This is a genomic window from Vibrio sp. Vb339 (genome assembly GCF_902751245.1).
GTDB classification, from domain to species: Bacteria; Pseudomonadota; Gammaproteobacteria; order Enterobacterales; family Vibrionaceae; genus Vibrio; species Vibrio coralliirubri.
The window spans coordinates 116,585-130,891 of the sequence record NZ_CADDIS010000005.1 but is presented as its reverse complement, the minus strand read 5'-3'; the positions used below and the strand labels follow the sequence as shown (position 1 = coordinate 130,891).

Below are 14,307 nucleotides of genomic sequence, written 5' to 3'. Positions count from 1 at the left end.
ACTCAAGTTACCGTTACAAAAATGCCGCTCATTGAGCGGCATTTTTATTATCTATTGAAAGCTAATTCTCAACCTAACTCAAAGTTAAGCCTTGAGACTAGAAAACGAGAAGGCTAAGAGTTAGCCTCGGCCACCTTTAATCGCTTTAATGATTTCAGTGGTAGAGCAACCATCTTCAAAGTTAAGTACTTTCACTTCACCACCAGCCGCAATCACTTCTTCACCACCAGCAATCTCTTCAGGTTTATAATCACCACCTTTCACTAGAATGCTAGGTAGAACCTCAGAGATCAAACGTTGAGGTGTATCTTCAGAGAATGGTACAACCCAATCAACTGCACCTAAGCCAGCTAATACCGCCATACGACGATCAGTTGGGTTCACAGGGCGACCTGGGCCTTTCAAGCGTTTCACTGATTCGTCCGTATTCACCGCAACGATCAAACGATCGCCCAGCTCAGCCGCATGATTCATGTAAGAAACATGACCAGCATGCAGAATATCGAAGCAGCCATTGGTCATAACCACTTTCTCGCCTTTCGCACGAGCACGCTTCACCGCTTCAACCAGTGCCGATTCAGAGATAACACCGTAGTCTGTGTCTTGGCTACCGTGAATCGCTTCCGCTAACTCAATCGTAGACAGTGTAGATGTACCAAGCTTACCCACTACCACACCCGCAGCAGCGTTTGCCAGTGCACACGCCTCGTCCAATGGCTTGCCAGCAGCAACAGAAGCCGCCAGTACCGAGATAACCGTATCGCCAGCACCCGTCACGTCATACACTTCTTTCGCTTGAGTCGGCAAATGGAATGGAGCCTGACCTTTACGAAGCAGCGTCATACCATGTTCACTGCGAGTCACCAGCAATGCTTCAAAGTCGTATTTTTCGATTAAGGCAATGCCTTTCTCGATAAGGTCTTCTTCAGATTTAACCTTACCAGCTACCAACTCGAACTCTGCCATGTTTGGCGTAAGCAACGTTGCACCACGGTAACGCTCTAAATCAGCCCCTTTTGGATCGATGAATACCGGAACATTCGCTGCACGCGCTTTTTGAATAAAGCTTTGCACATGCTCCAACGCACCTTTTGCGTAATCAGATAAGATTACCGAACGAACATTTGGCAGCGCTTGCTCCATGCGAGACAGTACCAATTCAGGGTCCGTATTCTCGAATTTGTCTTCAAAATCAAGACGGATCAACTGCTGACCACGACTCATCACACGCAGTTTAGTAATGGTTGGGTAGTCTTCCAACTCAACGAAATCACACTTAACCTTTAGTGCGCCTAAGGTATTTTTTAACACCTCAGCAGGCTCATCTTTACCAGTTAAACCAACGACATGAGCATGGCCACCAAGAGAGGCAATGTTCATTGCAACGTTGGCAGCACCACCAGGACGCTCTTCGTTATTTTCTACTTTCACAACGGGAACTGGTGCTTCTGGTGAAATACGGCCAGTTGGGCCATACCAGTAACGGTCAAGCATTACGTCACCGACAATAAGAACACCTGATTGGCTGTAGTCAGGTAGAATTGGTTTCATTGTTGAGCTCCAAAAATCGAATCTGGCTAGAGTCTAGCACACTGATTACAGTGGCTAAACTACAGATAAATGAGTAAAAGCCTATCAAGATAAACATAGCACTCGCTACGCTATAACTGAATTATGCTTCCATCCACTGCTTCCATGCCTGAACAACATGTTCTCTTTCCATTTCAAACTTTTCAATCGCCACATCCGCATCAAGATTGAGTAGATTGCGGTGGTGGATTTCATCTCTTAACGTTGTATAAGCATGAGTTAATGCCATCCCTTGCTGCTCGTCCATAATCCCTTGTGACAACAAGCTTTCGAAGATTCGTACATTGTCACACCAACGAGTAAGCTTTGGCTTCTCATTGCTGTATCGAAGGACTAAGTATTGCGCCAAGAATTCAATATCGGTAATACCACCCGCATCTTGTTTGAGCATGAATCGATCAGCTTTTTTACCCCCTAAATGGCCGCGCATTTTTTCACGCATATCCACAACGGACTTTTTGAGTGTTGCCTCATCACGCGCCAAGCACAAAACCTCATGACGCGTTTTGTTAAATGCCGAAGCCAATAAGTCATCACCATAAATCATACGAGCGCGAGTCAAGGCTTGGTGTTCCCAAGTCCACGCGTCATTGTGCTGATACTCGTCAAAGGCATCGGTTGGACTCACCAACAGGCCAGATGCACCAGAAGGGCGTAGGCGAGTATCAACTTCGTACAGAATGCCAGAAGCGGTTCTGGTCGAGAAAATATGAATAATACGCTGCGCCAATCTTAAGTAGAATTGGCGTCCATCAATCTCTTTCTTACCGTCAGTATAGATGTGTACCGGGCAGTCGTGCATGAACACAATATCGAGATCGGAGTTATAGCCAAGCTCCCAACCGCCGACTTTGCCATAACCAACGACAGCAAAACCGCGACCTTCGCGATCTTTGACATGGGTCGGTTCACCAAACTTGGCCGATACTTGTAACCAAGCCTGATTGACCCCCGCCTCAACTATCGCTTCGGCTAAGTAGGTCAAATGATCACTGACCTTCATGACCGGTAAAGCACCCGCAATATCCGCGGCTGCAATTCTCAAGATACAGGTCTGCTTAAACTGACGCAGGCCTTCCATCTGTTGCTCCATATCATCTTCAGGGATGCGGGCTAGGTAATCACGCAGTTCGGTCTTGTATGACTCTAAAGGCACTGGATTGTAGAGTTGCTGAGGATCGATAAGTTCATCTAACAGAATTGGATAACGACCCAACTGCTCCGAAATCATCGGACTGGCGGTACACAGGCGAACTAGCTGAGTCAACGCAGCAGGGTGTTCATCTAGCAGCTCAAGGTAAGTGGTACGGGTAACGATTTTATGCAGTAGATGCAGTACTCGAGACAAACCAAACTCGGCATCCTTAGCGGTGTACAGTGCTTGAAACACTTTCGGCATCAATCGATTGAGGACTTCACGGCCGCGTGGGCCAAGGGTCTTCTTAGCCAAATCGGCTTTAAATTGAATAATCGTTTTCGCGGCTTCCGGTGGGTTAGCAATCGCAATATCATGTTCCAGAACATGTTCAATCACATCTGGTTTATGGGCCATATCCCACAGTTCACTAAAGTGACTAGCAATCGGGTTGGCGTCATCTTCATCAACACCAATCAGATCTTCGAACACGGTATGTACATTGGCCATATGAGCACGAGTTGCCTCAATCAAACTATCCCAATCAGTGAATTGCATTGCGACAGCGAGTTGCAACTGTTCGAATTCACCGTCAGGTAAGGTTTGAGTTTGCTTGTCGGCCATTGCTTGTAACAGGTTCTCAAGGCGACGCAAAAACAGATAAGCCTCACGTAAGTGCCCTACCTCTTCTGCCTCTAACAGATGAAGTGATTCAATCGCGCTTAAGGTTTCCAGTAACCCTCGACCACGAAGGCTCGGTTCGCGGCCACCACGAATCAATTGGAATACTTGTGCAATAAATTCCACTTCGCGAATCCCACCAGACCCCAGCTTGATGTTGTTTGATAATCCACGACGACGTACTTCGCTGCTTATCATCGACTTCATTCGGCGCAGAGATTGAATCGCACTAAAATCAATATAACGGCGGAACACAAACGGGCGTAGCATTTGGCGAAGCTCTTGATACTCCGGATACATCTCACTGCCCATCACGCGCGCTTTAACCATGGCGTAGCGTTCCCAATCGCGCCCTTGCTCTTGGTAATAGTCTTCAAGTGCAGCATAGCTCATCACAAGTGGACCACTCTCACCAAACGGGCGCAGGCGCATGTCGACTCGATAGCAGAATCCATCGAAGGTTTGCTGATCAAGCGCCTTGATAATACGTTGCCCTAGACGGGTGAAGAACTGCGCATTGGCAATACTGCGTCTTGCACCTTGGGTTTCGCCATTCTCTGGGTAGGTGAAGATCAGATCGATATCGGAAGAGAAGTTAAGCTCACCGCCCCCTAGCTTGCCCATACCAATGATCAACATCGGCTGTGCTTCGCCTTGTTCATTACAAGGCATGCCCCACTCTTTACAACAAATATCGTACTGCCATTGATAGGTCTCGAAGATCATCGCCTCAGCCAACATCGATAGATGATTTAGGCTCTGCTCTAGTTCCCACGAACCCATGAAATCACGCCAAGCAATGTAGGTCATTTCTCGATTGCGGAATTGACGCAGCACGCGTTGACCGCTCATTTCATCGGCGCAACCAGAAAGTAATTCAGCTAGTCGTTCTCGGTACGCTTCAGTACGTTCTTCGCATGCCAACATATCAGGTAAGTCACCGCATAAAACCGTATCACGCTGTAGGCAATCTCCAACAAAACAGCTTAAACCGAGTACACGTTTAAGATCTTCAGTCAGTGGCTCAGACCAAGTATTGATGGCTTCACTTTGATGCTCTAATAATTGCTCAAAAGCAGACTGGGAGTGAGTGATGAGTTGAGAAGGCAATGGCATGTTTCTTCCTTGTATAAGCTGCGCGCCGAACAATCGGTTTATCGATTCAGTTCTTCAATAACGAGTTTTCATAACTAAAGGTAAGTTATACCAAAGTTACGCCAATAAAAAACGCCCACATTAGCAATGTGGGCGTTTTATCGATTAACTTATCTGGTAGAGCTTACAACCGAGAAACCGTCTCTGGAAATAAGCCTTTACCGATGAAGATTAGGTGCTGAGGACTAAACCTTAAATTGCTTAATCTTACCGTCGAGTTCTTGCGCGTTGCTTTCCATAAGCTGAGAGGTCTCTAGCAGCTCACTAACAACAACCACTGAAGCTTCAACAAGCTCGCGAACATTGGTTAGGTTAACACTCATCTCTTCAGCAACACTGCTCTGTTGGCCTGCAGCCGTTGCTATTTGGAAGTTCATATCATTGATTTGATTGACTTGGCTTACGATGCCATCAAGCTCTGTTCCTGCATTGGTTACCAGATCAACACCTTCAGCCGCTTCTACAACACTCTTCTCCATCAGCTCTACCGCAGAATTAGCGCTGCTTTGTAGATGACTGATCATGTCTTGAATCTCTACCGTTGCTTGTTGAGTGCGCTGTGCAAGGTTACGAACCTCATCGGCAACAACCGCAAAACCACGACCCGCTTCACCTGCACGTGCCGCTTCAATTGCAGCGTTCAATGCTAATAGGTTTGTTTGTTCTGAAATGCCTTGGATAGTACCAACCACACTGCCAATTGAGTCAACGCGCTCTTCTACTTGGTTTACCGCTGCTGCTGATGCTGCGATATCTGAAGATAGCTCACTCATCTTAGACACTGACCCTTGCACGAACTTCTGACCAGTAAGAGCTTGGCCTGATGCCTGCTCAGTCAATGACGAAGCGCTTTGTGCATGCTCAGCGACAGTTTGTACCGTAGACGTCATCTCGCTCATAGCTGTTGCCAGTTGATCGATCTCGTTGAACTCTTCTTGCGCTGACTCTTTGGTTTCAGACATGCTGATGGTCATCACTTCCGTCAGAGCAAACAGCTCATCAGAAGAGGCCACCTGAGTTTTGATCATGTCGTTCAATTGGACGCGAGTTTTTTCAAGTTCACGTGCCACGTCGCCGTATTCATCTTTACAATCCATTTGAATCGGCACTGATAAGTTCTTGTCGGCCATGGTTTTAATGGCGTCATTAAGGTATTGAGTCTGGCGCAACATAACGCGAGCCGCTGCTAACAGAAGAACCACAAACACAATGATCATCAAGGCTGTTTGCCAAGCCACTTGAACTAGGTAAGTCTCGTAATGCTGCTGTGCGACTTGCGCGTTATTGGTTACAGCAAGCAATGAATCGTAAAACGTACTTGCGTCCCATAGCTGCTTCGAAATGATCAAGATAGTGCTGAATATCATCAACATGACCATTTTTGGAACGAGACGAACGTCAGAGATTACCCTTTCCCACGGCTTGAATGACAGTTTAGTCATTGTCAGTTCTCCATTAATTCTTATATATTGATGGCTTCTATATCCGCGAGGTGGCTATGTCAGTCAAAGTTCGCGATTTATTTTGAGCCTCGTATGAATGTTGAATAATACCAAAGACGCCACCAAGCCGATGAGCTTATTGTCACTGATTCTCTCTTTCTTAGCGTTATTTGTGATCTCAGGCTTGTTGTTCGTACCGATCGATAAAGAATCGAAACAAGTCCTTATCGGCCTCGATTTTATAATCTGTAGTGTTTTTCTTTTTCAGATCACAATTGATCTATTCAGATCACAAAACAAAAAAGAATATCTAAAAGTACACTGGATCGATTTCTTAGCAAGCATCCCAATGATCGAGCCTCTTCGTTTCGCTCGCATTTTTCAGATCCTGCGTGTCATTCTTGTGCTTCGCTCGGGGAAACGTGTTTTCAGAGAGCTATTCCGCAATCGCAAAGAAACCACCCTCGCCTCAATTATATTGTTACTGGTCATTCTCCTGACCATTGGAGCTGGAACAATATTGCTGTTAGAGCACAAAGATCCCAATGCCAACATCACCACTGGGCAAGATGCTTTATGGTGGGCTTTCGTTACTATTAGTACGGTGGGATATGGCGATCATTATCCAGTCACGAGCTCAGGAAAATTAGTCGCGTCTCTGGTGATCATTTGCGGAGTGGGTGTGTTTGGTATGATTTCAGGCTTGATTACTTCTTTGATCACCTCTCCCACTCATCATGAGAATCAACGAGCGGAAAACAAAGAGAAACACCTTGAGAAGATCATCGAGCAGCAACAGAAGATCTTAGAGCGACTCGAAAAGCTTGAGCAACAAACAAAAAAATAGGGCCGGAGCCCTATTTTCAAATTCATACTTATATTGATACAGATATTGAATCTAGTCTTGCCAGTATGGCTCAACCTCAACACTGATTTGGCGTGTCTGTTCCATCGCATGCAGAATGGACACTTCTTGACGAGCCAACCAACGCTCTAGCTGAACCTTCTCATCGCCTTCCAACTTCTCGGTCAAAGGCTCTAATGTTTTAAGTGCCAGCAAGTCATCAATGCCTTGCACCATATCGGCCCATGGCAAGCGGAAGCTGTTTCGCTCAGCGTCATCATATAAACTCGCGAAACCAACACCAGAATACAGATTACGCATCAAACGGTATTGCTGCTCAATATACGCTTGGCTGGTCATTACTCGCTCTGGCGGGAAAGCTTCCATCAAGTCTGCCCATGTACGGTCGAGTTGCTGCACGGAAAACCATTCGATACCGCGCCCCATTTGTTCTCGCGCTTTCTCATCTAAGAAAGGCTGCCAGCCACGAGACAAGATCCAACGGCTCAAATCCAACAATAAACCGGTGTAACGAGCAGAGCTCAGCAAGGTAAGCAGATCTTCACGATCTGGCAGTTGCTCTTGCATCTCTTTAAGCTCAGCGACTAAGAATTTACGCGCATCGAGTTTACGTAGTACGTGTCCTTTATCTTCCAGCAAGTCTTCGAAGTGATCATAGCTTTTCAGCCAATCGAGTTCTTGCTCAAGCCACTTCAATTCTTGACGTAAAATAGCACTCGCACGTCTTGGGACAATGCCACCGTAGATAGTGAAGGTTTGACGAATAAAACTCAGTGAGTGACTGATCTCATGCAGCGCTTCGATTGATTGGCGCTCGGTGAAGATCTGCTCGTGATAGTGCCAATGAGCGAGAGCATGCTCTAAAGATTGAATGAAACACGATTCAACGGTATCACTTTTGTCAGTATCAACTAAGGTCAAAGGAGTGACTTCATCTCCTTGATAACCTTGAGCAAGGCGGTAACCCTTAGCTGCTTTGCTTAGGTTACCCAAACGCATGCCACCTTGTTCGCAGAATTGGCGAGACAATGTAAATAGCGCATCCGTTTGACCAGATTTAAGCTCCAGTTCGACTTCGCAAATCGGTTCTTGCAGGTCGCCTGATTCAACGAAGCCTTGATCGAATGCGACCTCGACTTGGCTACCATCAGGCATACCAATCAACCACTGCTCACGCGTGAAGTTGGTAGAGAACAGGGGAGTCAGCTCAGCTTGCAACGTTTCGATGTCTTTACCTGCTGGCCAGATATCCTCTGGGTGCAGGGCTAACTTAGGTTCGTTGCTGTCGTGTTCTGCATTGTATTCTGGCCTTTGATGCAGGCCAGCAACCACACGACCAGCAGTCTTTACGGTTTGTACAAATACGTCATCAAAGCGTCGAATGCGTAAGCCTGTATCGTGCTTACGTAGCCAGTTGTCAGCGGTGTCAAAGTAGATGTTACCTAGCTCACGACAACTGTGCTGAAGTACTTTAGTTTCAGCAATTTTATTGCGTAAAGTCTCTGAAAATTCAGGAGAAACAAAAAACTTCAGTTCTATCTCGGTTTCCATAGTTATACCTTTCTGTGAAGATAGGGACAGGATATTGCCAATTTGAAAAGTCGGCAAGTCAGAAATATCGCCCTTATGATGATCTAAAACAGTTTTAATGAGAGATTGATTAGGTTAACATGCGCGACTTTGTAGCCATCGCTTAACATTTCACCATGAATATGGTGTATGTTGTTTTAAGGTTATTATTTATTAGGTTGGATGACCATGCCAGTAAATACAATTATGGGGTTATTTGCAAAGTCCCCAATTAAACCTTTGCAGCGTCACGTAGTATGCGTGAACGAATGTTGTTCTCACCTAGTTAATTTCTTTGAAGTTTCTTCAAAAGGTGACTGGGAAAAAGCATCAGAAATTCGAGCTCAAATTTCTCACCTTGAGAAAGAAGCTGACGTACTAAAACGTGAAATTCGCCTTAAACTTCCTCGTGGTTTGTTTATGCCAGTTGATCGCACCGATATGTTGGAGCTATTAACGCAACAAGACAAACTCGCAAACCTAGCGAAAGACATTGCTGGCCGTGTATATGGTCGTCAACTTGTCATTCCTGCTCCTATGCAAGAAAACTTCATCGCTTACGTTAAACGTTGTCTAGATGCAGCGAACCAAGCACAAAACGTAATCAATGAATTAGACGAATTACTTGAGACTGGCTTTAAAGGCCGTGAAGTAACACTCGTTGCCGAAATGATTCATCAATTAGATGTAATTGAAGATGACACGGATGCGATGCAGATCGAACTACGCCAACAACTAATGGCAATTGAAGGCGATCTGAATCCAGTTGATATCATGTTCTTATACAAAATTCTTGAATGGGTTGGTGGTATTGCAGATCAAGCACAGCGTGTAGGCGCTCGTCTTGAAGTAATGCTTTCTCGATCTTAAATCATACGTTAACCATATAACGAAGAGCATTTTTTGAACAAACCACTTATGCGCTGAGTATTCCTCTCGCTGAGCGGTTTTTTGCGTCTAAATTTGTTCCGCTTGTTATCAAACAACTAGGTATTACGATGGATATCCTTGCTAACTACGGCACTGTCCTGATTATTGTTGCAGCAGCTTTCGGTTTCTTGATGGCTATTGGTATTGGTGCAAATGACGTTGCGAACGCAATGGGCACCTCAGTAGGCTCTAAAGCTCTAACCGTTAAACAAGCGATCATTATCGCAATGATCTTTGAATTCGCAGGTGCTTACCTTGCGGGCGGCGAAGTAACAGACACGATCCGTAAAGGTGTTATCGAAACGTCTCTATTCGCTCATCAACCAGATGTACTTGTGTACGGCATGATGTCAGCACTTCTTGCTGCTGGTACATGGCTACTTCTCGCTTCTTACATGGGCTGGCCTGTTTCTACAACTCACTCAATCATCGGTGCAATCATCGGTTTTGCGTGTATTTCTGTAGGTACTGAAGCTGTAGACTGGAACAGTGTTCAAGGTATTGTGGGCAGTTGGATTATCACACCAGTTATTTCCGGCTTCTTCGCTTACGTCATATTTGTAAGTGCTCAACGACTGATTTTTGATACAGAGAACCCGCTATTTAACGCGAAACGCTTTGTACCTGTATACATGTTCATTACAACAATGGTAATTGCACTTGTAACCATCAAGAAAGGTCTTAAGCACGTTGGTCTGCACCTAAGCAACACTGAAGCATGGGTTTGGGCTGCTGGCGTTTCTGCGCTTGTTATGATCGGCGGTTACCTATACATCCAGAAGAAATTTGCTAACCGCGAAGAAGACCACGGCTTTGCTGGTGTTGAAGGCATCTTCTCTGTACTAATGGTTATCACAGCTTGTGCGATGGCATTTGCACACGGTTCAAACGACGTTGCGAACGCGATTGGTCCACTGTCTGCTGTTGTATCAACCGTTGAGCACATGGGTGAAATCACAGGTAAGAGTACTATCGCATGGTGGATTCTTCCTCTAGGTGGTTTCGGTATCGTTGTTGGTCTTGCAACAATGGGTCATAAAGTAATGGCAACCGTTGGTACTGGTATTACAGAACTAACACCTAGCCGTGGCTTTGCTGCACAACTTGCAACTGCATGTACGGTTGTACTAGCTTCAGGTACTGGCCTTCCAATCTCTACTACACAAACACTCGTTGGTGCAGTATTAGGTGTTGGCTTTGCTCGTGGTATCGCAGCACTAAACTTAGGCGTTGTGCGTAATATCGTGGCTTCTTGGATTGTGACACTACCTGCAGGTGCTCTACTTGCTGTTGTGTTCTTCTACGGAATTCAAGCTGCGTTTACTATGTAATCGCGACTGCGTTAGTGAATACTAGCGTCAGAATAGTGTGAGCTTCAGTAACGATATGTAAATGCCATGTCATTATTGACTCAAACGCACAGAAAGGGAGGCTTTGCCTCCCTTCTTTGTTGCACCGCATAAAGAAACTAAATATTATTTGCTGATTGAGGCTGACTCATACGCCTACCCAATTTGAATCGTTAAGGGATTTACTGTGAAAAAACTGATTAGCTTAGTTTTGTTCGCAATGCTTGCGGCTCCAGCTGCCTTTGCACAAGACCGTTATATTGCTGACAAACTATTTACTTATATGCATTCTGGCCCAAACAACACATTCCGTATCATCGGTAGTGTTGATGCTGGTGAAAAGATTACATTCCTACAAACTAACAAGAGTACGGGTTACACCCAAATTCAAGACAACCGTGGCCGTAAAGGTTGGGTTGAAAGCAAGTTTGTAAGCACTCAAGAAAGCATGGCACTGCGTATGCCTAAGCTAGAGAAAGAGCTGACGGAAGTTAAAGGTAAGCTAGCGAATGCTCGTCAGAGTGCTGACAGCGAAAAAGCTGGCCTAGCAAGCTCTCTAGATTCTCGTAACAAGCAGATTGCTGAACTAGAACAGAACTACAGTGAAATTAGCCAACAGCTAACGAGCTCTCAAACAGAGAACCGTGAACTACGCGCTAAGCTAGACACTCAGAAAGACGACCTGCTATTAAAGTACTTCATGTACGGCGGTGGTGTTGCGGGTATTGGTCTACTTCTAGGCCTTGTTCTGCCACACATCATGCCTCGTCGCAGAAAATCACCAAACGGTTGGGCGTAGACGTAACGCTTGTATCAGGTACAGTAAATTCAGTATCGAATATCAAAAAGGAGCACCTCGGTACTCCTTTTTATTTGTCTGTTATCTAGATGCGTTTAGAGCTATCTAACCTTTCCACTCATACAGAGCTGGGATTTCTATCTTCTGCTGATTAAACTCTATGATCACCGATTGTGGCTTAATCTCCAGTAATTGAATGTCTTGTCCAATCCAATCTCCTTGCGCCACTTCTTGACCGTTCACTTTTACCCAACGCTTGGTTTCGCTACTCGAGTACATATGGGTTTGTAGGTCTAACTTAGGTAATACACCTGATAAGCTATTGGTGTGCGTTTCCAACTCAATGACCTGAGAGCCTCTTTGCCCTGCGGGTCTAGAGTCCATCGGCTCAGGAGCGCTTTGTTGCTCACCCATGATTGATTCAAGTTTCAATGCTAAATCAGGTGACAACTCACTGAGGTCTAGCCCTTGCAGCAGATCATTGTCCGATTGTAAGTCACTATTTGGTTGCTGCTCAGTGCTTGATTGCCGATCAGTCGTTTCATCGCTCGCGCCTGGCTGAACGGTTGGTTGAACAGGTGACGATTCAGAACTGGTTGTCATTTGAGTGTTGTTATCAGCATTCGCTAAGATCACTGCTGAGCCACCAGCGGTGTTTGCACGATTAGCGCCAGAATCAATCTGTGCATACATCTCTTGCCTTGGCAGCGCTTTCAACGGTTGGCTCGCCGGTGCAGGACGAACGGCGAACAAGGCATCTTCTTCCTCAGACACGGCATCCATGCTTGCTATATCAGCATCCGCAATTTCAGGCTCAACGTCTGATTCAGTTTTTAATTCTGGCAGAGCGACATTGGCAGCTTTGTTCACTGGTTCTTGTTGTTGGCTATACGATTGATAAGCCAGAACGCCACCTACCAACAAAGAAGGAACCAAGATTAAGAGTAGCCCCATCGCTAACGATGAACCTCGTTTGTTGCTCATCCCTTTTGCTGAATTAGGAACATGATGATTCTGGTAGCCTTTGAAGTTTGGTTTGCTAAGAGGATGCTGATTAATAGAAGACTGTTTGTGAGACGACTGTTTAAGTTCGTGCATAATACGTGACATTAGCTTTCGCCCCCTTCTAGTGACATCAACTTAGGCGAATCGAGTTGAGCTAATCTCTGCAATCTTGCCAAGGTGCGCTTACCTGCAATGCCATCAACCGACATACCCTGCCACGTTTGAAATGCTTCGATTTTCATTTTTAACTCATAATCAAAGACATCACTACCGGAAACAACCTCTCCTAATACTTCAGAAAGCAGTAGATCAAGCAAAGCAACCGCTTCACCTTGATAGCCCTCTTTGAGGGTCTCTCGCAGCGGCTGCTTCCAAATAGCGACATAATCGCCTTGCCAGATTTGTTCTAAGGATTGCTTCGGCATCACCAACAGCTTTTCATTCACCAGTAACTCGACAGAATCCTCAGACACGCCATACAGCACAGCAAACACTGGCTTTGGGTCTATGTCGAGATTAAGTACCACAGGCACACCTAGTTCTAACAATGTATCCAAATTGGCCTGTTGCTGCTCACACACAAAAACACTCTGTGGCTCACTTAAGCACAATCCATCACGCAGTGAAGATTGATATCCCCACAGCGTATACAAGTCTTTGATAGCGAGAGAACGATTGGTCCCCTGCATCAAATGTTGTTGAATATGTTGTGGCAATTCAAACTTGGCAGGTTTTGGCTCAGCAACCAACTTAGGAACATCTGATACCAAAGAACGCTGAGTACGTGCGAACACTTCCGTCTTCGCTTCACCTGAAGTTTCGACAGATAGCCATGAATTGATATAGCTTGGAGCGAAGTTAAAGGTCGCTATTGCAAGACCAACGCTTAACGTCGCAATCCCTGCGTATTGGAATAACTTGGGCGCGACACGAGAAGTTCGAGCTTTCTCGACGTGATAGACATCGGCCTGAAAGGACATAACCTGCTGACATGCTCGGTTAACCGTTTCATTGCTCGGTAGCTGCTCTCCATCATGAAAAGCCAACTGCAGTGCTTTGTCACACACCAAGTTAATGAGCCTTGGAATACCATGCGTATATTGAGCAATCAGCTTGATAGAGCGGTTCGAAAACAACATCTGCTCGCCACCCGCCGTCTCCAAACGAAACGCGATGTACTTGCCCGTTTCTTCGGTATTAAGAGGCAGTAAGTGATAACGACCAGTAATGCGCTGTGCTAGCTGACGCAGCTGCGTAGTTTGTAAGTGCTGTTGTAATTCAGGTTGGCCGACCAACAGTACTTTTAACAACTTGCGACTGTCGGTTTCCAAGTTTGTTAGAAGGCGTAGCTGCTCCAACACATCGGCAGCGAGATGTTGGGCTTCATCTATTACCAATAGGGTTTGAATGCCTTCGGCATGGCTATCAAGTAGAAAATAATGAATAGCCTGACTGAGCTGTTTCAACGATGCCTGTTCCGGGTACTCGACCTCAAACTCATCGCAGATAGCTTCAAGTAAATCCGTATTTGAAAACGTAGGGTTAAGTATAAGGCCAGCCTGAGTATGACTATCCAATGAAGACAACATCGCCTTAGCGACCGTTGTTTTCCCAGTACCAACCTCACCAGTAAGCATCGCAAAGCCCCCACCCTCGCCTAAACCGGCTTGTAGGTTCTGCATCGCTTCTTGATGGCGCTGACTCAAAAACAAGTAGCGAGAATTTGGTACAATCGAAAATGGCATCTCAACGAAGCCAAAATATTCCTTATACATGTGCTGCCCTAT

10 protein-coding genes are annotated in these 14,307 nt (G+C 45.7%); 4 read left to right on the top strand and 6 right to left on the bottom strand.

Going from position 1 to position 14,307, the window contains the following annotated elements; genetic code table 11:
* Window positions 1–120: 120 nt before the first annotated feature.
* From hldE to HRQ85_RS19945, 3 genes are all read right to left on the bottom strand, one after another.
* On the bottom strand, window positions 121–1,551 hold the full coding sequence (hldE, locus tag HRQ85_RS19955) for a bifunctional D-glycero-beta-D-manno-heptose-7-phosphate kinase/D-glycero-beta-D-manno-heptose 1-phosphate adenylyltransferase HldE (protein WP_172380452.1): 1,431 nt from the start codon (window positions 1,549–1,551) through the stop codon (window positions 121–123).
* 121 nt (window positions 1,552–1,672) lie between these two features.
* On the bottom strand, window positions 1,673–4,522 hold the full coding sequence (gene glnE / locus HRQ85_RS19950; protein WP_172380451.1) for a bifunctional [glutamate--ammonia ligase]-adenylyl-L-tyrosine phosphorylase/[glutamate--ammonia-ligase] adenylyltransferase: 2,850 nt from the start codon (window positions 4,520–4,522) through the stop codon (window positions 1,673–1,675).
* 224 nt (window positions 4,523–4,746) lie between these two features.
* On the bottom strand, window positions 4,747–6,003 hold the full coding sequence (locus HRQ85_RS19945; protein WP_048618204.1) for a methyl-accepting chemotaxis protein: 1,257 nt from the start codon (window positions 6,001–6,003) through the stop codon (window positions 4,747–4,749).
* Between the two features lie 97 nt (window positions 6,004–6,100).
* Here HRQ85_RS19945 and HRQ85_RS19940 point away from each other — a divergent pair, with 97 nt between their 5' ends.
* A complete protein-coding gene (locus HRQ85_RS19940; protein ID WP_052880124.1) occupies window positions 6,101–6,850 on the top strand; it encodes a potassium channel family protein in 750 nt (249 codons plus the stop codon).
* A gap of 51 nt (window positions 6,851–6,901) precedes the next feature.
* Here the strand turns inward: HRQ85_RS19940 and HRQ85_RS19935 are convergent, their stop codons facing one another.
* Entirely contained in the window at window positions 6,902–8,419 is a 1,518-nt protein-coding gene (locus HRQ85_RS19935; protein ID WP_017102953.1) for a CYTH and CHAD domain-containing protein, read from the bottom strand.
* Window positions 8,420–8,626: 207 nt separating this feature from the next.
* Between HRQ85_RS19935 and HRQ85_RS19930 the strand changes: the two genes are divergently transcribed.
* The 3 genes from HRQ85_RS19930 (at window position 8,627) to HRQ85_RS19920 (ending at window position 11,515) form a co-directional block, all read left to right on the top strand.
* Complete coding sequence (locus tag HRQ85_RS19930; RefSeq protein WP_010434644.1) at window positions 8,627–9,307, top strand: TIGR00153 family protein; 681 nt, start codon at window positions 8,627–8,629, stop codon at window positions 9,305–9,307.
* Window positions 9,308–9,435: 128 nt separating this feature from the next.
* Entirely contained in the window at window positions 9,436–10,698 is a 1,263-nt protein-coding gene (locus HRQ85_RS19925) for an inorganic phosphate transporter (protein WP_017061418.1), read from the top strand.
* 205 nt (window positions 10,699–10,903) lie between these two features.
* The gene (locus HRQ85_RS19920) at window positions 10,904–11,515 is read left to right on the top strand and encodes a TIGR04211 family SH3 domain-containing protein (RefSeq protein ID WP_017062917.1); all 612 of its coding nucleotides are present in this window, start codon (window positions 10,904–10,906) and stop codon (window positions 11,513–11,515) included.
* A gap of 105 nt (window positions 11,516–11,620) precedes the next feature.
* Here HRQ85_RS19920 and HRQ85_RS19915 read toward each other — a convergent pair whose 3' ends face one another.
* A complete protein-coding gene (locus HRQ85_RS19915) occupies window positions 11,621–12,625 on the bottom strand; it encodes a general secretion pathway protein GspB (protein WP_052880125.1) in 1,005 nt (334 codons plus the stop codon).
* Complete coding sequence (locus tag HRQ85_RS19910) at window positions 12,625–14,295, bottom strand: ExeA family protein (protein WP_172380450.1); 1,671 nt, start codon at window positions 14,293–14,295, stop codon at window positions 12,625–12,627. The genes HRQ85_RS19915 and HRQ85_RS19910 overlap by 1 nt, the downstream gene beginning before the upstream one ends.
* Window positions 14,296–14,307: the final 12 nt, after the last annotated feature.